Origin of the sequence: Ruminococcus callidus ATCC 27760 (assembly GCF_000468015.1) — a bacterium.
GTDB classification, from domain to species: domain Bacteria; phylum Bacillota; class Clostridia; order Oscillospirales; family Ruminococcaceae; genus Ruminococcus_C; species Ruminococcus_C callidus.
Window position 1 is genome coordinate 1 of sequence record NZ_KI260480.1, and the last position, 19,796, is coordinate 19,796.

A 19,796-nucleotide genomic window follows, 5' to 3' on the forward strand; every position below is an offset into this window, starting at 1 on the left:
AAGCCGTCAGGCGGGCTTTGTGCGGTATTGCCCTTTTTATATTGTTGTCTATATCATTATTCTGGAAAAGGAGTTACGCGTTATGTCTAAGATTTATCAAGGTGCAGTAGAACTGATTGGAAACACCCCGCTGGTGGAAGTCACCAATCTGGAAAAGAAACAGGGACTGAAAGCCCGTGTGCTGGTGAAGCTGGAATATCTCAATCCGGCAGGCAGCGTCAAGGATCGTATCGCAAAGGCAATGCTGGAAGATGCAGAGCAGAAAGGCAAGCTGAAAGAAGGCTCTGTGATTATTGAGCCAACTTCGGGGAATACTGGTATCGGACTGGCTGCCATTGCTGCATCAAAGGGGTATCGTGTGATCCTCACCATGCCGGAAACCATGAGTGTGGAACGCCGGAACATTCTGAAAGCATACGGTGCGGAGATCGTGCTGACACAGGGCGTAAAGGGCATGAAGGGTGCCATTGAACGTGCCAGGGAACTGGCGGCAGAAATTCCCAACAGCTTTATTCCGGGACAGTTCGAAAACCCTGCCAATCCGGAAGCACACCGCAAGACGACCGGTCCGGAGATCTGGCGGGATACGGACGGCAAGGTGGACTTCTTTGTTGCCGGTGTCGGCACCGGCGGTACTGTCAGCGGTACCGGTGAATATCTGAAGTCCCAGAATCCGGATGTGAAAATCGTTGCCGTAGAACCGGCAGATTCTCCGGTGCTCGCCGGCGGAAAGCCCGGTCCGCACAAGATTCAGGGTATCGGTGCCGGATTTGTGCCCCAAACCATGAACACCAAAATCTATGATGACATTTTCGAAGTACAGAACGATGATGCGTTTGCAGCAGCAAAGCTGATCGCGAAGCATGAGGGCATTCTGGTAGGGATTTCCTCCGGTGCAGCACTCTACGCCGCACTGGAACTGGCGAAGAAGCCGGAAAATGCCGGAAAGACGATCGTGGCTCTGCTGCCGGACAGCGGCGACCGGTATTATTCCACCACCCTGTTCGCAGACTAAACAGCAATATCACGCAAACCGGAGAGAGGAGGAAGTATCATAAAAATTTCAACGAAAGTAGAATGCGGCATTATCGCACTGATCGATATTGCCCTGCATTCGGAAAATGGAGAAGCAGTTGCAGTCAGCAGCATTTCCAAGCGGCAGAATATTTCTGTGAAATATCTGGAACAGATTCTGGTTGCACTGCGGCAGACACATTTGATTCGTGGTATCAAGGGCTTTAAGGGCGGCTATGTGATCGCCCGTCCGGCAGACAAGATTTCGTTTCAGGAAATCATTGATGCTCTGGATATTACCATTCTGGGCGATGCGGATACCGGCGGAGCAGAAGACACCTCTCTCCTGAAAGCAACTGTGCAGGAATGCCTCTGGGATCAGATGACTGCTTATTTGCGGCAGTTTTGCAGCAGCATTACGTTACAGGATATGATGGATCGTTATCGGAATTCTATTCCGCAGGACGAGGCGTTTATGTACTACATCTAAGGCAATACCGCACGAGCTTTGTACAGTGTTGCCCTAAGGGAAAGCGAATTCCGGAATCAGACGGCACCAGAAGCGATTTCTGGTGAACCGTCTGATTTTTGCACGAAAAGTCATGTATTTTCTGTTTTGAACATTGATTAAAAATGTCGAATTTGAACAAATTGAAAAAGTCGAACAAATCATATAAAACCTATTGACTTACTAGTGAAAAGGTGATATAATAGGCTCATGACAAGGGAACAATCGAAAAAATGTTCCGAGAACGAGAGGAGCGTGGGTGAACGCATGAAGTTTAATACGGCATTGCTGCATCAGAATTTTGACGGCGAAAAGAGTACAGGTTCTACGATCATGCCGATTTATCAGGTGAGTGCATTCGCACATGAAACGGCAGAAAAATTAGAGAAAGTCTTTCACAATCAGGCACCAGGATTTGCATATACGAGAATCAGCAATCCCACAGTAGATGCTTTTGAAAAGCGGGTAGCCGCAATGGAAAACGGCATCGGAGCAGTCAGCTGTTCTTCCGGCATGACGGCGGTGACAATGGCACTTCTGAACATTCTCCATGCGGGAGATGAAGTGATCGCCGGTTCGGGACTGTTCGGCGGAACCATTGATCTGTTTTCTGACCTGAAAGCGTTTGGCATCACCACACGCTTTGCAGAATCGATCACAGTAGAGGAGATCGAACCGCTGATCAACGAGAACACCAAGGTGGTCTTTACGGAACTGATCGGAAATCCGAAGCTGGACGTAGTAGACTTGAAAGCGGTTTCGGAACTGGTGCATGCTCACGGGATTCCGCTAATCATCGACAGCACCACTGCTACACCGTATCTGATCCATCCGTTTGCATACGGAGCAGATGTGGTGGTACATTCTTCTTCCAAGTACATCAACGGCGGCGGAAATGCCATCAGCGGCGTGATCGTGGACAGCGGCAATTTCCACTGGGACAGCAGCCGGTATGACGGATTCGAACCCTATGCCAAGTATGGCAAGTTTGCTTATCTGGCAAAGCTGCGGAATGCGATCTGGAGAAATGTGGGCGGTTGTTTGTCCCCGATGAATGCGTTCCTGAACTCCGTGGGGCTGGAAACGCTGGGGCTGCGGATGGAACGGCTCTGTGACAATGCGTTGCAGCTGGCACAGTATCTGGACAGCGTGGACGGCGTAGAGGTCAATTATCCGGCACTGGAAAAGAGTCCCTATTATTCGCTGGTGCAGAAACAGTTCGGCGGCAAGGGCGGTGCGATTCTGACGCTCCGTGCCGGCAGCAAGGAAAAGGCGTTCTGCTTGATCAATCATTTGCAGTTCGCCACCAATGCTACCAATATCGGCGATGTGCGGACACTGGTGATCCACCCCGCAAGTACGATTTATGCACACAGCAATGAAGCACAAAAACAAAGTGCCGGCGTATATGAGGATTTGATCCGCATCAGCGTGGGCATTGAAGATATTGAAGATCTGATCGAAGATTTCGGACAGGCGATCGCGAAAATGCAGGAGGAATGTTAAATGGCAGTCGATTATGCGACCTTAAAAAAAGGCGGCTTCATGCGGCAGAAACAGAAGAATCACTTCTCCCTCCGGCTTCGTGTGGTCGGCGGTAATCTGACGGCAAAGCAGCTGGCAAAAATTGCAGAAGTGGCAGAACAGTTCGGTGACGGACATGTGCATCTGACCTCCCGCCAGAGCGTGGAAATTCCCTTTGTGAAGCTGGATCAGATCGAAGAAGTCAAGGCGGCACTGGCAGAGGGCGATGTGGAACCGGGCGTTTGCGGACCGCGTGTCCGTACCATTACCGCATGTCAGGGCGAGGCAATCTGTCCCAGCGGCTGTATCGATACGTACACACTGGCAAAGGAACTGGACGAACGATACTTTGCACGGGAACTGCCCCATAAGTTCAAGTTCGGCATCACCGGCTGTCAGAATAACTGCCTGAAGTCCGAAGAAAATGACTTGGGCATCAAGGGTGGCATTCAGGTGAAATGGCGTGAGGAGGACTGCATTCAGTGTGGTGTCTGCGTCAAGGCTTGCCGCAGCGGTGCCATTACACACGAGGGTGAAAAAATCGTCGTAGACGAAAGCAAGTGTAACTTCTGCGGACGCTGCGTCAAGGCATGTCCCACAGAAGCATGGGATACCGTACATGGCTACATCGTTTCCTTTGGCGGACTGTTCGGCAACAGCATTCATAAGGGCGAACCGGTTATTCCGTTTATTGCGGACAAGGAAAAGCTTCTGAAGATTTGCGATGCGACCATTCAGTTCTTTGAGAACAACGCCAAGGCAGGCGAACGGTTCCAGTTCACATTGGAACGGGTAGGCAGAGAAAAATTTGAAGAAAAAATCTGGGAGGCATACAATGGCTGATTTTCAAATTGATGATACCGTAGATATTACAGACGTGGTTTGCCCGGTGACATTTGTCAAGGCAAAGGTGGCACTGGAAGAACTGGACGACGGACAGATCCTTTCCATTCACATGAACGACGGCGAGCCGGTGCAGAACGTACCGCGGAGCATTAAGGAAGAAGGACACAAGATCCTGAAGCTGCTCCAGAATGAGGACGGCACATACGACCTGATCGTCAAGAAAGTGGGTGATTGAATGGCTGCACGTGTCACACAGGATACGTTCCGGAAAGAAGTGCTGGAAGCAGAGGGACTGGTACTGGCGGACTTTTATTCCGACAGCTGCATTCCCTGTAAGCGGCTTTCGCCGGTTCTGGCGGAACTGGAAGAAGCATACGGCGATGCTCTGAAAGTGGCAAAGATCAACATCAACTTTGATCTGCCGCTGGCGGAACAGTACGAAGTGCAGGCGGCACCGACTCTGATCTTCTTCAAGAACGGAGCAGAGCAGGACAGACGCAGAGGTCTAGTCAAAAAAGCAGAATTGCAGGAGATCATTGATTCCCTGAAATAACACATAAAGGAGTATAGAATTATGAAAATCACAGTTGCAGGTGTACAGAAGGAAGTCGCAGACGGTCTGACCGTGGCTCAGCTGATCGTGGACGAAAATGTGGAAACCCCGCAGTACGTCACCGTCACCATTAACGACGAATTCGTAGAAAACGGCACATTCGAGCAGACCGTTCTCAAGGACGGCGACAATGTAGAGTTTCTCTATTTCATGGGAGGTGGACAGTAACATGGCATTTACCAACGAACAGATCGAGCGTTACTCCCGCCACATCATTCTGAAAGAAGTCGGTGTCAAGGGACAGAAGAAGCTGCTGAATGCCAAGGTGCTGATCATTGGTGCCGGCGGTCTGGGTGCTCCGGCTGCAATGTATCTGGCTGCCGCAGGCGTAGGTACGATCGGCATTGCAGATGCAGACGAAGTAGACCTGTCCAATCTCCAGCGGCAGATCATTCATGCCACCGCTGATGTGGGCAAGGCAAAGGTACAGTCCGCCAAGGAAACCATGGAGGCAATCAATCCTGATGTCAAGGTCAACACCTACCGGACTTTCGTCACCAGCGAAAACATCATGGATCTTATCAAGGACTATGATTTCGTCATTGACGGCACAGACAACTTTCCAGCAAAGTTCCTCATCAACGATGCCTGTGTTATGGCGAAGAAGCCGTTCTCCCATGCCGGTATTATCCGGTTTCAGGGTCAGCTGATGACCTATGTGCCGGGAGAAGGTCCCTGCTATCGCTGCGTATTCAAGAACCCGCCTCCGAAGGACGCAGTACCGACCTGCAAACAGGCTGGTGTCATTGGTGCAATGGGCGGCGTGATCGGCAGCTTACAGGCAATGGAGGCGATCAAGTACATTCTGGGTATCGGCAACCTGCTGACCGGCTATCTGCTGACCTATGATGCACTGAAAATGGAATTCCGCAAGGTAAAGCTGCCGTCTGAAACTTCCGGCTGTGCAGTTTGCGGGACACACCCCACAATTACCGAACTGATCGACTATGAACAGGCAGAATGCGATGGTGTTGGACTATGATTCAATTGAACAAAGCAGATTTTGAAAAAATGCTGGCACATGCGACCAGAGAGCTTCCGGACGAAGCCTGCGGTCTGATCGCCGGCGAGGTACAGGGAACGGACAAGATCGTCAGGAAGGTATATCTGCTGACGAACATTGACCATTCCAATGAGCATTTCAGTCTGGATCCCAAGGAACAGCTGGCAGCAGTCAAGGATATGCGTGCCAATGGGCTGGTTCCGCTGGGAAACTGGCATTCTCACCCCGAATCGCCGTCCAGACCGTCGGAAGAAGATAAGCGGCTGGCATATGACAGCAAGGCAAGCTATATGATTCTTTCCCTGATGGATCGGGAGAATCCGGTGCTGAATTCGTTCCATATCGAAGGCACCGATGCAGAAAAGGAAGACTTGCAGATCAAGGAGTAAGCTATGTATGACATCATTATCATCGGCAGCGGTCCGGCAGGACTGACGGCAGCGATCTATGCCAGCCGTGCCAGATTACAGACACTGGTGCTCGAACGGGATACCATGGGTGCCGGACAGATCGCTGTGACAGAACAGGTGGATAATTACCCCGGACTGCCCCACATCGGCGGCTATGAACTGGGCGAAAAATTTCGGGAACATGCCACAGAACTGGGGACGTTGTTCTGTGAGAATGATGTCACACATCTGGAAAAGAAAGACGGATACTTCACCGCAACGCTGGAGGATCACACAGAGCTCCAAGCCAGAAGCGTGATCTACGCCGCAGGGACTTCCTACCGGCGGCTGGAAATTGCCGGCGGCAGGCTGGCAGGCGTTTCCTACTGTGCCACCTGTGACGGGGCATTTTATCAGGGCAAAGTTGTTGCTGTGATCGGCGGCGGAGATACGGCTCTGGAAGATGCACTGTATCTCTCCCGCATGGCAAAGACCGTGTATCTGGTGCATCGGCGGGATACGTTCCGTGCCAATGCGGCATTGCAGGAAGCGGTGCAGAAAACTGAAAATATTGTTCTGGTGACCAATGCCGTTCCCACGGAGATCACCGGAGAAAAACGGGTGGAAACCCTGAAGCTGCTGCATGGCGGCAGTCCGGAAGAACTTTCGCTGGACGGTGTGTTTGTGGCGATCGGCAGCGTGCCGAATACCAGCCTGCTGGAGGGCGTTGCAGAACTGGACAGCAGCGGCTATGTGCAGGCAGGAGAGGACGGCAGGACCTCTGTAGAGGGACTGTTTGCCGCAGGGGACGTGCGGACAAAGGCATTGCGGCAGGTGATCACAGCGGCGGCGGACGGTGCAAACTGTGTGGCTTCTGCGGAAAAATACCTGTTGGAAAACAGAGGATAAAGATGGTGATGAAATGAAAATCGAACGCTGCAAAACAGATGTACTGATCATCGGCGGCGGCACAGCCGGCTGCTATGCGGCACTGACCATTGCAGATCAGTCTGATGCAAAAGTGCTGATCTGTGAAAAGGCTCATATCAAACGCAGCGGCTGTCTGGCAGCCGGTGTCAATGCACTGAATGCGTATATTACAGAGGGCAGAGTGCCGCAGGATTATGTGGACTATGCCCGAAAAGATGCCGACGGGATCGTTCGCGGCGATCTGCTTCTCACCATGTCTGAACGGCTCAATCAGGTGACCGAGCATATGGAACGTCTGGGGCTGGTGATCCTCAAAGATGCAAACGGAAAGTACGTGGCACGCGGCAACCGCAATCTGAAGATCAACGGCGAAAACATGAAGCCGATCCTGGCAAAGGCCGTAGAGGCTCTGCCGCAGGTGACGATTAAGAATCACGTCAACATCACGGATTTCTTCGTGAAAGACAACCGGATCCAGGGGACGTTCGGTTTCAACATTCAGGACGGCACCATGTATGTCATTGAAGCCAATGCCGTTATGATCGCCACCGGCGGTGCGGCTGGTCTGTATAAGCCCAACCACCCCGGCTTCTCCCGCCACAAGATGTGGTATCCGCCCTTTAATACGGGGGCAGGCTACGCGATGGGCATTCGTGCCGGTGCAGAGATGACCACCTTTGAGATGCGGTTCATTGCTCTGCGTTGCAAGGACACCATTGCTCCTACCGGTACACTGGCACAGGGCGTGGGAGCCAAGCAGGTGAATTCGCTGGGCGAGGTCTATGAAACCAAGTACGGGCTGACCACCTCGGAACGTGTCTACGGCACAGTCAGCGAGAACCTTGCCGGCAGAGGTCCCTGCTATCTGCGGACAGAGGGCATCACGCCGGAACAGGACGACTCCCTAATGAAAGCCTATCTGAACATGGCACCGTCCCAGACGCTGAAGTGGATCGAGAACGGCAGGAAGCCCTCTCAGCAGAATGTGGAGATCGAGGGCACAGAGCCGTACATCGTGGGCGGTCATACTGCCAGCGGCTACTGGGTGGACACCAAGCGTGCCACCACGATAGAGGGGCTGTACGCCGCCGGAGATGTTGCCGGCGGATGTCCCCAGAAATACGTTACCGGTGCGTTGGCGGAGGGCGAAATTGCCGCGGAATCCATGCTGGAATTTCTGCGTTCCCATACGCCGGTGCCGCCGGAGGAAGCGGCGGTGCAGGAGCACCTTGCAGAAGCAGCACATTTCCTGACAACAGACGGCGGGCTGTTTGATACGGAACAGCTGGAAGATGCGATGCAGACCGTCATGGACACCTATGCCGGCGGTATCGGCACCAATTACCGGTTCCACGAAAAGGAACTGGGCATTGCCGATGACAAGATTGCACGGCTGACGGAGCTGTCCGACCAGCTGCATGCAGCGGATTATCAGGAACTGATGTATATTTACGAACTGCGGGAACGGCTTCTGGTGTGCCGCAGCGTGATCGCACATCTCAAGGCGAGAAAAGAAACCCGTTGGCACAGCTTCGCCGAAAATCTGGACTATCCGGAAAAGGACGATGCACACTGGAAGAAATACGTCAATTCCCGCATGAAAAACGGGAAGCTGGAAATCGTTTTCCGCGATCTGGTAGAGGAGGGACAGAACTATGAGCATTGCCATTAACGCCAAGCAGTGTGTCGGCTGCGGAAAATGCAGCATGGTCTGCCCCGGCAGCCTGATCCACATGAATGCAGACGGAAAAGCGTTTATCAAGTACCCGAAAGACTGCTGGGGCTGCACCTCCTGTCTGAAAGAGTGTGCAGTACACGCCATTCGCTTTTATCTGGGAGCAGATATGGGCGGCATGGGCAGTCTGGTACACACGGAAAAAGAGGGCGATGTCCTACGCTGGATCATCGATCACCCCGACGGAAAAACCAGTGAGATCCGTATTCATACCAAACAGTCGAACCAATATTGAGGAGGAAACCTTATGCACGAATTGTCACATCTTGACGAACTGGAAGCAGAGGCAATCTACATTATCCGAGAAGTTGCGGCAGAATGCGAAAAGCCGGTAATGCTGTACTCCATCGGCAAGGATAGTTCCGTAATGCTGCATCTGGCGATGAAAGCATTTTATCCGGAAAAGCCGCCTTTCCCGTTCTTACATATCGATACCACATGGAAGTTCAAGGACATGATTCGTTTCCGTGATGAAACTGCCAAGAAGCTGGGCATTGAGATGCTGGTCTACACCAACGAAGAAGGTGTCAAGCAGGGCATCAACCCCTTTGACCACGGTGCAGCTTATACCGACATCATGAAAACACAGGCTCTGAAACAGGCTCTGACCAAGTACGGCTTTACCGCAGCATTCGGCGGCGGCAGACGTGACGAGGAAAAGTCCCGTGCGAAAGAACGAATCTTCTCGTTCCGGAACGAAGCACAGGCGTGGGACCCGAAGAACCAGCGTCCGGAAATGTGGAAGCTGTACAACACCAAGATCAAAAAGGGCGAAAGCATGCGGGTATTCCCGATCTCCAACTGGACGGAAAAGGACATCTGGCAGTATATCAAGCGGGAAAACATCGACATCGTGCCGCTGTATTTTGCAGCAGAACGTCCGGTCGTTTATCGGGACGGCAATATCATTATGGTAGATGACGACCGTCTGCCGCTGAAGCCGGGCGAAAAGCCGGAGTATAAATCCATTCGGTTCCGTACCCTCGGCTGCTATCCGCTGACCGGCGGTATTGAATCAACAGCTACCACGCTGGACGAGATCATTGATGAAACCCTGAGTTCCGTTTCTTCGGAGCGAACCTCCAGAGTTATCGATAACGAGGCAGCCGGCAGCATGGAACGCAGAAAGCGGGAGGGATACTTCTAATGAAGGGTTTATTGAAATTTATCACATGCGGCAGCGTAGACGACGGAAAATCCACGCTGATCGGACATATTCTCTATGATGCAAAGCTGCTGTACGCAGATCAGGAAAAGACATTGGAACTGGACAGCAAGGTGGGCAGCCGCAGCGGTGCCATTGACTACTCCCTGCTGCTGGACGGTCTGATGGCAGAACGGGAACAGGGTATCACCATTGACGTGGCATACCGGTACTTCACCACCGACAACCGCAGCTTTATCGTTGCAGACACCCCCGGACATGAAGAATACACCCGAAACATGGCGGTAGGTGCATCGTTCGCTGACTTGTCTGTAATTCTGGTTGACGCTTCGCAGGGTGTGCTGGTGCAGACCAGACGGCATGCCCGAATCTGCAAGCTGATGGGTATCCGCTATTTTGTCTTTGCGGTAAACAAGATGGACTTGGTGGGCTACAGCGAAGCACGGTTCCGCGAGATCGAAGCACAGATCGCAGAACTCCGCAAGGAGCTGGAACTGGAAAACGTATACATCATTCCGCTGTCTGCAACAGAGGGCGACAATGTGACCAAGAAGTCAGAGAACATTCCGTGGTATGATGGTGTGCCGCTTCTGGAATATCTGGAAAACGTGGACATTCATTCCGACAGCCACGAAAAGGGATTCTATATGCCGGTACAGCGTGTATGCCGTCCGGATCACACTTTCCGTGGTTTTCAGGGACAGATCGAAGCCGGTACAGTTCGCGTAGGCGATTCGATCACCACGCTGCCCAGCAATGAAACTGCTACCGTCAAGGGCATTCTGATGACAGACCAGTCTGTGGACGAAGCCTTTGAGGGACAGCCGGTCACCATTTCGCTGGACAAGGAAGTGGACGTTTCCCGCGGCTGCGTTTTTGTCAAGGACGCAGATGTGGCAGTATATAAGAAGCTGACGGTTTCTCTGCTGTGGATGGATGATGAGCCGCTGAGCATCGGCAAGGACTATCTGGTGAAGCTGGGAACCAAGCTGATCCCCGGCATTCTGACTAAGGTGGATTATGCCATTGATGTCAACACCGGTGCACATCAGGAAACAGACACACTGGAAAAGAACGGCATTGCCGTTTGCGAGATTCTGCTGACAGAGGGCATTGTGGCAGATCTGTTCTCCAATCACAAGGTGCTGGGCGAGCTGATCCTGATCGACCGTGTGACGAATATGACTTCTGCATGCGGCGTTGTCGATGCTGTCAGCGAGAAGGTCAGCAGCACTGCCGACCGCAACTCCTTCCAGTACGGCGACCTCAAGGCAAGAGGGGACATCTTCGAGGAATTCTACTACGATACCGAGAGCCTGAACGTGTTGAAGTACAATCCGGTGAGCCAGACCTATACAGTAGGGGACGAGATTCCCACCAGCGGCGACAGCTACCACTATCCGGACAGCTTCGACTGCATCGTACTCCGTGACGGCGTGGCTGTGCGGATCCGTGACAAGAAGATCACGGCGATCCTGCCGGCAAGTGAGTATACCTATGACGGCGTGCCGGTTATCAACGGACGCGGTTTTGAGGTGCTGGTACACTCCGCCGAGGAAGCAAAGGCATTTTTGAGCGAGTATGCTCAAACCGGCGGACAGGATCAGGCATTCTTCAGCAAGTGGATGCACTTTGATACTTATCGTAAGGTTGTATTTCCGCAGCAGTAATTGTTGTGGGATATGATAAAAAAGAGAAAAGGGCTGCCGAGGGGATTTCCTCACGGCAGCCGTTTTTTATTCTGGTATGAGAACATTCATCAAAACAGTTCACTGCGGATTTCTTCCAATGTGGGCGTTTGTTTTCCCCACTTTTGAAAAGCTTGTTCGCATTTCTTCAAGTCAATGACTTTACAGTCCATTCTCTCAATAATGGGAATGGTTTCAAAGAAATATTCTGGTATTTCCTCTTTAAGCTCCTTGCTATAGCATTTGAGTTTCAGAGTACATGCTTTGTTGTTTCTTGAAAAAGCTAGGATTTATCGCTTTTGCTTATCAACGAATATCGGCTTGCTACCATCATCAATTTCAAATGTATTACTTCCAGTTCGTATATAAACACTTCCTATTTCCGCATGAATATAAGGAATAATATCTCTGTCATAATTACATATTGTATTGATGGAAAGCACGTGATGATTGCTTGAATCATTCATATAAGATTCATCTTCATCACCTGCTAAAAAACGCCATCCGCTATCTGGGTTGTCTTCATCTGGAACTTCTCGATACATATATCCTACTTTAAAACCTTCTTTTGTTATTCTGTCGGATACAATGCATCCTTCTCCATTTGGTTCATTCCAATCAATTAATTTCTCTATTTTGATACTAAGAAAATCGTTGTTCTTATTTTTCTTGAAAAACATGATGATTCATCTCCTTAAATCTCGACTTGTTTCCCTTTTTCAAGTTGGATACACATTGTCTGCCGTTTTCTGTTACGCTTCCACATTCTTCTGATAGATCAGCTGCAAGCCTTTCAGCAGAAGCAGGTTGTCCAGTACGATCTTGTGCCGGCAGTGGGGAATGATAAATTCCGACAGCCCGCCGGTGGCAAGAAATGTAGGCGTTTCGCCCAGTTCCTCCTCAATGCGGTCCAGCAGTCCGTCAATGCAGCCGGCGGCACCGTAGAGAATGCCGCTTTTCATGCACTCTACCGTGTTGCTGCCGATGCAGCGTTTCGGCGGATCAAGGGAAATTTTCGGCAGCTGTGCCGTCTTTTCCGTCAGAGCATTCATGGAGATGCCCACGCCCGGAGCGATCATGCCGCCGATGTGCCGCCGCTGGGCATCGATGACGGAAAGCGTTGTGGCAGTGCCCATGTCGATAATGACAATGGGCGGCTGGTATTCGTGAAGTGCTGCCACGGCATCGGCAACGCGGTCGCTGCCCAGCTGTGCCGGATTGTCAATGGCGATCTGTAAGCCGGTTTTGACACCCGGTCCCACCAGAACCACGTGGCAGTGTGCAATTTTTTCCACGGCTTTCCGAACCGCATGGTTAATGGAGGGCACCACGGAAGAAATGATGCAGCCCTCGATTTCTGTGGTCTGGATCTGATAGATTTCCAGAATTGTTTTGATAGAAATGGCAAGCTCCAGAGATGTGGCGTTCTGATTGGTAGAAACCCGTTCTACAAATAAAATCTGCTGCTCCTGAAAGCCGCCGATGACAACATTGGTGTTGCCGATGTCAATGGCAAGTACCATGAAAAGACCTCCTGAGATAGGGCAGCGTGTAGGCTGCCGTAGATTCGGGCGTGTTTCCTTAGGGCAATACCGCACAATCTTTGTGCGGTATTGCCTATGAAATTCATAAATAACTTTACTCATGATATATGATATACTTCTTTCATTGCTCCTGATAGATTGGAAACACGCGATATGTTTTATTATAACACAATTTCGGAAAAAGTGCAAGGTACGTTGACTTCTCTCTGCGAAAATGCTATAATAAAAACACAAAAATTAAGGAAACACTGAATAAAGCCCGCCTGACGGCTTTATGCAGTGTTTCCTTAACGCACAAAAACGGAGGTGTACAGATGCAGAACGTTGCAGTTTTATTCGAACAGGCGGCGGAGCAGTTCGCGGCAGCTTATCCGGAAAACGGACCCTTGTCCCCGTGGATCACGGAACAGCTGGGCGTTACAGAACCGTATCTGCGGGGAAAAGCCGGCGTTGCCCTGCTGCTGCTTCGGCTGGTACAGCGGCAGCTTACCGGCAACTCGATTCCCCTTTGTCGGGACATGCTCCCCATAGAAGACCGTGCGGCAGCAGTGCCGGAGCTGGAATCAGTACAAATCTGGTGGCATCGCTGGCTGGGGTGTGGTATCGGCATGGGCTTTTCCGGCTGGGAAAGTTTGTGGCAGGCAGCAGACGAGGCGTTGCAGCTGCTGCCGGAAACACTGCCGGCACTCTGCTGTGCAGAGATTCTGCGGAGATTTGACGGATAAAATAAAACCCGTTCTTGCGTGTGCTAAGAACGGGTTTTTATAGGTTCATATATAGTGTTGTTTTCTTCATCTGTCCCTCTAGTTTTTTGGCACGTTTTAAGGCAATACCACACAAAACACGCTTTTCGACAAAGCAGTCATCGTTACGGTGCTACTTTTTATTTTTCTATAGGAATCATGATTCCCACCCGAAACAATTCTGCACTGGGCTGTACGTCCAGTGTGCCCTTGTGCTTTTCCACAAGGTGCATGGCAGAAGAAAGCCCGATGCCGTGGTATTCGCTGTTGTTCTTTCGGGTGAAAAAGCCCTGCTGTTCCTTTGGTGCAAGCATACCGTCGTAGGTGTTTTCGATCACCATATACCAGAATGCAGGCTTGCAGGCAGTTTTCAGCCGAATTCGTTTTGTTGCTTCCGGCGGCATTCGCAGACACGCTTCTACGGCGTTTTCCAGCAGGTTTCCCAGCAGGGTGCACAATTCTACGTCAGTCATGGAAAACGGTTCCGGAATCTGAAATTGCAGGGACAGATCAATGTGCTGGATCTCCGCCAGATTGTCATAGTAGAACAGCAGAGCATCTACTGCCGGTCTGCCGCAATAGGTTTCCATGATTTTTCCAGATCCGCTGCTGTATTCGCCCACAGAGTCCAGATACTCCAGAATCACCTGATCGCCGGTTTGTTCTGCCAGCGTGTGCAGTGTGCGGAGATGGTGGCGGAAATCGTGGACAAACCGCCGGCGGATCTCGACCTGTTCCCGCAGCTGGAAGGTGTAGTTGGTCTGCATGATCAGCTGCTTTTCGGCGTTGTGGTTCTGCTGCTGGAGCAGGCGGTTCTGGGTGTAACTTTCCGCTAAAAATTTCCATAGCATCGTAGCCAGCATGTAGATCAGCACCGTGCAGACCCATTCCAGAAACCATCCGCCAAAGATCGGGTCGTATGCCGGATAGATACGATCCCAGAGGCAGGCACAGCCGAAAAAGAGGGATACATAGAAAAGCCGATGATTCTTTTCGCTTTTGCGGGCGGTCAGGAATGCTGTGAAGATCAGATACGCCGAAAGCAGTAGCTTATATCCGGCAAGAAGTCGGGAAACAGCGGCAATGCCCCAGTCCGGTATGCTGGCTGCACCGAAAAAATACACCGAAACGCCAACGCAGATCCCCACAGCAACGCCGCAGCTGATGCGGGAAGCCGTGGCAGCAATGCCGCAGACCTGATTGTGCAGGTAGAGCAGCAGAGTCAGTGTTCCGTAGCAGCACAGCGTTTCCAGCCAGTAAGTGGGAAACACCGGCAGCAGAAAGAGCGTGTGCAGCAGGGGATACACTGTCCATCCGATCATCAGCAGACAGAGCAGTGCCAGAAGGGCAGTATTTTTGTGGCGTGTCCGAAGCCAGAAGTACCCGCAGATGAGAATGGCAACCTGAAATGTGAAAATCGTACAGAGCCGCAGCCCCAGCCGGATTCCACGGGTGTAATTCAATGCCTGCGGTGTACCGAACGCTGGCGGAAAAGTCATGCCGCTGTAGAAATAGGACTGATTATTGACAGCGATCAGTATGGTGATCATGCCGTTTTCGTCCGGAAAAAAACTGACCAGCCGGCTGCCGGTCGCGTCCCGATAGTGGTCTGGGTCGGGATTTCCGATAGACAGAGCCGGATCGCCGTTGATATACAGCTGGTATGCTGAAAATACTTCCGGCATACCCAGAGAATAACTGATGCGGGTACTGGGAACCTGAATGCGGAGCAGATAAGTGCCGCAGCCAAGCTGTGTCTGGCCGCTCTGTCCGGAGAGATCCATGCGGTTTCCGGACTGGAGATTGACATAGGTCATATACCGGTCTGGGTCGCCGTCCTGAAAGTCTGCCGGTGTCAGCAGCACATTGGGATAATATGCCCAGTCATGCCACAGATAACGGCTGGGGTGCTGCTCCATGTCCGCTTCGGAAAGGATCAGCAGTCCGTTGATGGGCTGAGTGGTATGCTGCGTATATTTGTTGTTGAAACGGTACAGCCCGCTGAAAAACAGCGATGCCAGAAGCACGGACAGCAGCATGCCCAGATATAACCGGAGCATCTGCCTGCGATTCTGCCGGTTCATCGTTTTTGATTCCTTAGCCGCAGGAACAGAAAGATGCCCAGTCCTGCCGCAGCGATCCCACCTGCCAGCCAGAAAATCCAGTACGGAGCATTATGCTCTGCCTCTGCTGCCGGAATGGAGAAGATTCCCAGATAACTGGTATCCATGCGGTAAGCGTGGCTGTCTGCATCGTATTCCAACAGCTGTGCGGCTCCGTTGACTTCCAGTGCCGGTTCGGCATCTTTGGAAAAGAGCGATTCCGGAAACCACAATGTCACTTCTTTTTGCAGGGAAACATTTTCGTCATTTACGGTGACTTGTACGGCGTAGTTGCCGTCCTCTTTTGGCGTGATCGAAACAGTGACGGTGTCGGCGTCGGTGTAGGGGAATGCTCCCTGCGGAATGGAAAGGGTAACGCCGTTTTTGGAGAATACCGCATTGCCGCTTTGTTCGAACATGCACTGCAGCCGGTATCCGGAAATGGTATCCCGATCGCTGTCCGAGTATTCCAGCATGGGAGCCGCAGCAGTTGTCTTGCTCTGGGCGGTGCTGGTTTCGGAAGTGGCAGAAGCAGCTGTGGTCTGGGCAGCGGCAGTTTCCGCAGGGGTGCGGTTGACAGAATATGCCTTTTTCTTGTGTTCTTCCCGCGGCGAACCGGCGTTGTCATTTTCCTCTGCTGCGGCAGGCACAGCTGCCGGTGCCTTGATCTGAGCCGCCTGTGTTTGTGTGGTGGTGAAAGCGGCAGATCGTGTTTCTGTCGGTGCAGTTTCCGGAGCCGCAGGAGCCGGCTGGGAAACCGCCGGCGTGGGAGAAGCCACATTGTCGCTGCCGTCCCGATCGCCGCCTATGGAGATCACCTTGGTATGACTGCCGTCTTCGAAAATGCCGATGTACTGCGAACGTGTATCTTCGGTCTGCACATAAAAATAGGTGTACCACTTTTCCGGCAGACGATTTCGATGGATAAAAAAGCCGTTCTGGCAAATCGATGCCATTTTGTCGTCGCACAATGTCCATGTACAGTCGTCCAGCTCAGCATCGTCACAGGGCTGCTCGCTGGAATAGGCATAAACGCTGTCGCCCTCATGGAGCTCCGGCAGGCAGTAAATGACGTGGCTCTCCGCTGTGGTGCGTGCACAGAACAGGTCAAATGCTTCCGGCTGGCTGATGCAGACCGGAATGGAAATGTTCTCCAACTCCGGAGCAAGCACATAGTTCGCAGCATCTCTGTCGGAATCGTCAATGCACAGATGCACAGTAACGGTATAGCTTCCCGCAGTCTGAATGTCCACCGTTTCCCAGCCGGAGATCTCCGCCAGAAGCAGGGCTTCGCCGCCGTTCTCATTATAAGCGATCAGATAGGAAACCGCATCTTCCAGATAATACTGAGATTCTTCCAGTTCGAGAGTATCCCCTTCGGCAATGAGAAAGCCGCTGAAAAACACGTCGGCAGAAGCAATCGCGGTGAGAACCTCCGGTTCTTCTTCCGCTTCAGCTGAAACCGGAATGCTGCTGCCGAGGCAGGTCAGCAGAAAAAGGAAAAGCACGGCAAATTTGCCGAAACGTTTTGAAGCACACATCAAAGCATCAATCCTCCTTTGCCATTTGGTCGTAGAGATAGGTACGCCAGAGTTCGCCGATTTTTTTCTTGTTGCGGATATTGATCGGCAGCGTTTCGCCGTTGGAGAGCCGGAACAGATTGCCGTCCATGTCCTGAATGTGCTGCATGTTTACGAGAATGCCGCGGATACAGGGGAGAAAGCGTTCGTCAGCCTCCAGCGATGCCGTCAGCTTTCCGAAGGAAACAGCAAGAGAGATGCATTCTGTTTCCGTGTGGATCACCGTCGTGTGTCCCTGTACATCAATATAAAGGATCTTTTCGGTGGGAATGCTGCGGGGGACATTTTCCTGTACAATTTCCAGAAACGGCACAGCATAATCCGGCTGTAGTTCCAGAAACTGCATTGCCTGTTCGAATTCCTCCGGCACAATGGGCTTTACCAGATAGTACACCGCCCGCACGGAATAGCTTTGCCGGAGAAAGTCGGTGCTGCTGGAGAGAAAGATCAGTTTTGTGCGGCTGCCGGCGGCGAACAGTTCCCTGGCAGCGTCCATGCCGGTCTTTTGCTTCATATAGATGTCCAGAAAAACCACATCGAAAGTCCGGTGCTGTGCGGCTTCCAGATATTCTTCAGCACAGGTGAATTCTTCCAGTTCCGCGGTGATGCGGTGTTTTTTCAGGTAGACGTGCAGATATAATTTCAGACTGTTGCGGTCTGCGGCAGAGTCATCGACAAGTGCAATATTCATATGCAAAAACCACCTCCGTTGCATTGTAGATTTTTGAATAGGCATACGAATACAGATTACATTATAGCATATTTTTCATGGAATGTCTAGGGATTTTTTTGCGTTTCATGAAGAAAAACTGCGTTTTGCGTAAATCGTATTGCATAATTGTGAAAAATCCAGTATAATTATATCATCAACAGCGGTGCTTTTCGAAAGCAGTGCTGGAATAGAAATCAGAGCAGGACAGATGAAAGCGTGTTCTGCTGGGGCTGAAAAGGAGTTAGAATTAATGAAACTGAGAAAAATGTTAGCATGGCTGACTGCGATGGCAATGCTCGGAACTGCCGCACTGGCAACCGGCTGCGGCTCGGAAGAAACATCTTCCTCCAAGGCGGAAACCTCTGCTGCGGAAACTGAAGAAGCTGCTGATGCAGCAGATGATGCAGAAGTAGATGAACTTGCAGAAGATGATGCAGAAAGCGGCAGTGTGGACGATGAAACCGCAGCGTATGCCGATGCACTGGCAGGCACTCTCTGGCTGGGCATGGATACAGAATATAACTGCTATGCTATGGGCTTCAATGAAGAAGAGATCGTATTTGAAGCAGATGACGGTTCTTCTGCTTCCGGTTATTGGGGTGTTACTGCAGGTGACCCTACCATTTATATTTTCGATGATGCAGAACTGACCAATCAGATCGCTTCCATTCCGTGGAGCTATGATATGGAAAATGACGTGATGATCCTCAACAACAATGTCATCATGGCACAGGCAGATAACTACAGCTTTTCTGATGCAGCAACTGCAATGCAGGAAATGGCAACTGCCGCAAAGGTACAGGAATACTTGCAGGGTACTTACTGGGTAGGCACCGATGACACCAGTGCATCTGCTATTTCTATGAGCAGCGACACGCTGGAGATCATTGAACTTAGTCAGGACGGCACACTGGATCAGGGCTCGTTCCTGTGGAGCATGGATTATGATACTCTGAATGCCTACGATGAGAATTACAATCTTCTGGCAAGCTTTGGCTGGGATATTTCGGAAGATGGCTCGGAACTGCAGCTGACCAGCGACGGCGAGAGCATCGTATATACACAGGTATCGGAAGAAGATGCCAATGCCGTGGTAGAGTATCTGTATTCGGCAATGGGTCTGGAAGAATCCGCAGAATAAGTGTGTAAAGGAAACACTGTATAAAGGCAGCACTGCCGCACAGGTTTTGTGCGGTGTTGCCTGAAGTTTGTCTGATGGTTTGGCATGCAATCTGCCGAAAAATCTGACGACGCATCTTATGCACAAGTTTTGTACAGTGTTGCCCTAAAACTATATAATTATAATACTGTTCCAATGGCAGACTGGAACGACATGGGACGAAAGGAGATTATGACCATGAAAAGCAAAACTACAGCAATTATTCTCTCGATTCTTCTGGGAGAACTGGGCGTGGATCGTTTTTATCTGGGATATACCGGTTTGGGTATCCTGAAGCTGATCACAGCAGGCGGTTTCGGAATCTGGTGGCTTATTGATCTGATTCTGATCATTACCGGAAAACTGACAGCCAAGGACGGCAGCGAACTGGTATAAGCACAAGGCAACAAAGGCATTGTTCCCCTGTGCCTTTCAACTGTTCATATTGGAATGATACAGGCTCACAAAGCCGCTGTAAAAAGCAGAGATTTTTATCTCTGCTTTTTTTGAAAGGCAATACCGCACAAAGAGCGTCTGGCGA

General features: G+C 51.2%; 22 protein-coding genes. 17 read left to right on the top strand and 5 right to left on the bottom strand.

All coding sequences use genetic code 11. The features are described 5' to 3' along the window. The first annotated feature begins 82 nt into the window (after positions 1–82). From cysK to RUMCAL_RS12610, 14 genes are all read left to right on the top strand, one after another. Positions 83–1,015: a cysteine synthase A gene (cysK, locus tag RUMCAL_RS12545; RefSeq protein ID WP_040648233.1), complete on the top strand. Its 933-nt coding sequence runs from the start codon at positions 83–85 to the stop codon at positions 1,013–1,015. 45 nt (positions 1,016–1,060) lie between these two features. Further along, the gene (locus RUMCAL_RS12550) at positions 1,061–1,504 is read left to right on the top strand and encodes an RrF2 family transcriptional regulator (protein ID WP_276689308.1); all 444 of its coding nucleotides are present in this window, start codon (positions 1,061–1,063) and stop codon (positions 1,502–1,504) included. Between the two features lie 285 nt (positions 1,505–1,789). Continuing rightward, positions 1,790–3,028 (top strand): O-acetylhomoserine aminocarboxypropyltransferase/cysteine synthase family protein, encoded by a 1,239-nt coding sequence (locus RUMCAL_RS12555; protein WP_040648204.1) that lies wholly within the window; start codon positions 1,790–1,792, stop codon positions 3,026–3,028. Next, a complete protein-coding gene (locus tag RUMCAL_RS12560) occupies positions 3,029–3,889 on the top strand; it encodes a 4Fe-4S binding protein (protein WP_021683331.1) in 861 nt (286 codons plus the stop codon). Next, positions 3,882–4,127, top strand: a complete 246-nt coding sequence (locus RUMCAL_RS12565) for a sulfurtransferase TusA family protein (RefSeq protein WP_021683332.1) — start codon at positions 3,882–3,884, stop codon at positions 4,125–4,127. The genes RUMCAL_RS12560 and RUMCAL_RS12565 overlap by 8 nt, the downstream gene beginning before the upstream one ends. Further along, positions 4,128–4,445 carry a thioredoxin family protein gene (locus RUMCAL_RS12570; RefSeq protein WP_021683333.1) on the top strand — a complete coding sequence of 106 codons (318 nt, stop codon included), beginning with the start codon at positions 4,128–4,130 and terminating at the stop codon, positions 4,443–4,445. A 21-nt stretch (positions 4,446–4,466) separates the two neighbouring features. Continuing rightward, complete coding sequence (thiS, locus tag RUMCAL_RS12575; protein WP_021683334.1) at positions 4,467–4,673, top strand: sulfur carrier protein ThiS; 207 nt, start codon at positions 4,467–4,469, stop codon at positions 4,671–4,673. A 1-nt stretch (position 4,674) separates the two neighbouring features. Beyond that, positions 4,675–5,487 carry a thiazole biosynthesis adenylyltransferase ThiF gene (gene thiF, locus RUMCAL_RS12580; RefSeq protein WP_021683335.1) on the top strand — a complete coding sequence of 271 codons (813 nt, stop codon included), beginning with the start codon at positions 4,675–4,677 and terminating at the stop codon, positions 5,485–5,487. Next, positions 5,484–5,897 (top strand): M67 family metallopeptidase, encoded by a 414-nt coding sequence (locus RUMCAL_RS12585; protein WP_021683336.1) that lies wholly within the window; start codon positions 5,484–5,486, stop codon positions 5,895–5,897. Before thiF ends, RUMCAL_RS12585 begins: the two co-directional genes overlap by 4 nt. Positions 5,898–5,900: 3 nt before the next feature. Further along, entirely contained in the window at positions 5,901–6,806 is a 906-nt protein-coding gene (gene trxB, locus RUMCAL_RS12590) for a thioredoxin-disulfide reductase (protein ID WP_021683337.1), read from the top strand. A gap of 13 nt (positions 6,807–6,819) precedes the next feature. Beyond that, entirely contained in the window at positions 6,820–8,499 is a 1,680-nt protein-coding gene (locus tag RUMCAL_RS12595) for an adenylyl-sulfate reductase subunit alpha (RefSeq protein ID WP_021683338.1), read from the top strand. Further along, positions 8,483–8,797, top strand: coding sequence for a 4Fe-4S dicluster domain-containing protein (locus RUMCAL_RS12600; protein ID WP_021683339.1), 315 nt, complete (start codon positions 8,483–8,485; stop codon positions 8,795–8,797). The genes RUMCAL_RS12595 and RUMCAL_RS12600 overlap by 17 nt, the downstream gene beginning before the upstream one ends. 12 nt (positions 8,798–8,809) lie before the next feature. Then, positions 8,810–9,709: a sulfate adenylyltransferase subunit CysD gene (cysD, locus tag RUMCAL_RS12605; protein ID WP_021683340.1), complete on the top strand. Its 900-nt coding sequence runs from the start codon at positions 8,810–8,812 to the stop codon at positions 9,707–9,709. Beyond that, positions 9,709–11,397, top strand: a complete 1,689-nt coding sequence (locus RUMCAL_RS12610; protein ID WP_021683341.1) for a sulfate adenylyltransferase subunit 1 — start codon at positions 9,709–9,711, stop codon at positions 11,395–11,397. The genes cysD and RUMCAL_RS12610 overlap by 1 nt, the downstream gene beginning before the upstream one ends. Positions 11,398–11,705: 308 nt before the next feature. Here the strand turns inward: RUMCAL_RS12610 and RUMCAL_RS12615 are convergent, their stop codons facing one another. Then, positions 11,706–12,095: a DUF2185 domain-containing protein gene (locus tag RUMCAL_RS12615; protein ID WP_021683343.1), complete on the bottom strand. Its 390-nt coding sequence runs from the start codon at positions 12,093–12,095 to the stop codon at positions 11,706–11,708. Positions 12,096–12,167: 72 nt separating this feature from the next. Continuing rightward, positions 12,168–12,938: a type III pantothenate kinase gene (locus RUMCAL_RS12620; protein ID WP_021683344.1), complete on the bottom strand. Its 771-nt coding sequence runs from the start codon at positions 12,936–12,938 to the stop codon at positions 12,168–12,170. Between the two features lie 335 nt (positions 12,939–13,273). On the opposite strand from RUMCAL_RS12620, the gene RUMCAL_RS12625 reads away from it, so the two are divergent. Further along, positions 13,274–13,684 (top strand): hypothetical protein, encoded by a 411-nt coding sequence (locus RUMCAL_RS12625; RefSeq protein ID WP_021683345.1) that lies wholly within the window; start codon positions 13,274–13,276, stop codon positions 13,682–13,684. Between the two features lie 158 nt (positions 13,685–13,842). Here RUMCAL_RS12625 and RUMCAL_RS12630 read toward each other — a convergent pair whose 3' ends face one another. Genes RUMCAL_RS12630 through RUMCAL_RS12640 form a run of 3 tightly spaced genes read right to left on the bottom strand, consistent with a single transcriptional unit; the run spans position 13,843 to position 18,075 of the window. Next, on the bottom strand, positions 13,843–15,786 hold the full coding sequence (locus RUMCAL_RS12630) for a sensor histidine kinase (protein ID WP_021683346.1): 1,944 nt from the start codon (positions 15,784–15,786) through the stop codon (positions 13,843–13,845). Beyond that, the gene (locus tag RUMCAL_RS12635; protein ID WP_021683347.1) at positions 15,783–17,345 is read right to left on the bottom strand and encodes a hypothetical protein; all 1,563 of its coding nucleotides are present in this window, start codon (positions 17,343–17,345) and stop codon (positions 15,783–15,785) included. The genes RUMCAL_RS12630 and RUMCAL_RS12635 overlap by 4 nt, the downstream gene beginning before the upstream one ends. 7 nt (positions 17,346–17,352) lie before the next feature. After that, on the bottom strand, positions 17,353–18,075 hold the full coding sequence (locus RUMCAL_RS12640) for a LytR/AlgR family response regulator transcription factor (protein WP_040648205.1): 723 nt from the start codon (positions 18,073–18,075) through the stop codon (positions 17,353–17,355). A 271-nt stretch (positions 18,076–18,346) separates the two neighbouring features. Between RUMCAL_RS12640 and RUMCAL_RS12645 the strand changes: the two genes are divergently transcribed. Both RUMCAL_RS12645 and RUMCAL_RS12650 read left to right on the top strand, forming a co-directional pair. Beyond that, positions 18,347–19,237, top strand: coding sequence for a hypothetical protein (locus RUMCAL_RS12645; RefSeq protein WP_040648206.1), 891 nt, complete (start codon positions 18,347–18,349; stop codon positions 19,235–19,237). Between the two features lie 216 nt (positions 19,238–19,453). After that, the gene (locus tag RUMCAL_RS12650; protein WP_040648207.1) at positions 19,454–19,651 is read left to right on the top strand and encodes a TM2 domain-containing protein; all 198 of its coding nucleotides are present in this window, start codon (positions 19,454–19,456) and stop codon (positions 19,649–19,651) included. Positions 19,652–19,796 lie beyond the last annotated feature (145 nt).

Coding starts and splice junctions, on each gene's coding strand:
- cysK (WP_040648233.1), top strand. CDS start 83: ATGTCTAAGATTTATCAAGGTGCAGTAGAACTGATTGGAAACACCCCG.
- RUMCAL_RS12565 (WP_021683332.1), top strand. CDS start 3,882: ATGGCTGATTTTCAAATTGATGATACCGTAGATATTACAGACGTGGTT.
- RUMCAL_RS12570 (WP_021683333.1), top strand. CDS start 4,128: ATGGCTGCACGTGTCACACAGGATACGTTCCGGAAAGAAGTGCTGGAA.
- thiF (WP_021683335.1), top strand. CDS start 4,675: ATGGCATTTACCAACGAACAGATCGAGCGTTACTCCCGCCACATCATT.
- trxB (WP_021683337.1), top strand. CDS start 5,901: ATGTATGACATCATTATCATCGGCAGCGGTCCGGCAGGACTGACGGCA.
- RUMCAL_RS12630 (WP_021683346.1), bottom strand. CDS start 15,786: ATGAACCGGCAGAATCGCAGGCAGATGCTCCGGTTATATCTGGGCATG.
- cysD (WP_021683340.1), top strand. CDS start 8,810: ATGCACGAATTGTCACATCTTGACGAACTGGAAGCAGAGGCAATCTAC.
- RUMCAL_RS12595 (WP_021683338.1), top strand. CDS start 6,820: ATGAAAATCGAACGCTGCAAAACAGATGTACTGATCATCGGCGGCGGC.
- RUMCAL_RS12615 (WP_021683343.1), bottom strand. CDS start 12,095: ATGTTTTTCAAGAAAAATAAGAACAACGATTTTCTTAGTATCAAAATA.
- RUMCAL_RS12620 (WP_021683344.1), bottom strand. CDS start 12,938: ATGGTACTTGCCATTGACATCGGCAACACCAATGTTGTCATCGGCGGC.
- RUMCAL_RS12555 (WP_040648204.1), top strand. CDS start 1,790: ATGAAGTTTAATACGGCATTGCTGCATCAGAATTTTGACGGCGAAAAG.
- thiS (WP_021683334.1), top strand. CDS start 4,467: ATGAAAATCACAGTTGCAGGTGTACAGAAGGAAGTCGCAGACGGTCTG.
- RUMCAL_RS12625 (WP_021683345.1), top strand. CDS start 13,274: ATGCAGAACGTTGCAGTTTTATTCGAACAGGCGGCGGAGCAGTTCGCG.
- RUMCAL_RS12635 (WP_021683347.1), bottom strand. CDS start 17,345: ATGTGTGCTTCAAAACGTTTCGGCAAATTTGCCGTGCTTTTCCTTTTT.
- RUMCAL_RS12610 (WP_021683341.1), top strand. CDS start 9,709: ATGAAGGGTTTATTGAAATTTATCACATGCGGCAGCGTAGACGACGGA.
- RUMCAL_RS12645 (WP_040648206.1), top strand. CDS start 18,347: ATGAAACTGAGAAAAATGTTAGCATGGCTGACTGCGATGGCAATGCTC.
- RUMCAL_RS12640 (WP_040648205.1), bottom strand. CDS start 18,075: ATGAATATTGCACTTGTCGATGACTCTGCCGCAGACCGCAACAGTCTG.
- RUMCAL_RS12560 (WP_021683331.1), top strand. CDS start 3,029: ATGGCAGTCGATTATGCGACCTTAAAAAAAGGCGGCTTCATGCGGCAG.
- RUMCAL_RS12650 (WP_040648207.1), top strand. CDS start 19,454: ATGAAAAGCAAAACTACAGCAATTATTCTCTCGATTCTTCTGGGAGAA.
- RUMCAL_RS12585 (WP_021683336.1), top strand. CDS start 5,484: ATGATTCAATTGAACAAAGCAGATTTTGAAAAAATGCTGGCACATGCG.
- RUMCAL_RS12600 (WP_021683339.1), top strand. CDS start 8,483: ATGAGCATTGCCATTAACGCCAAGCAGTGTGTCGGCTGCGGAAAATGC.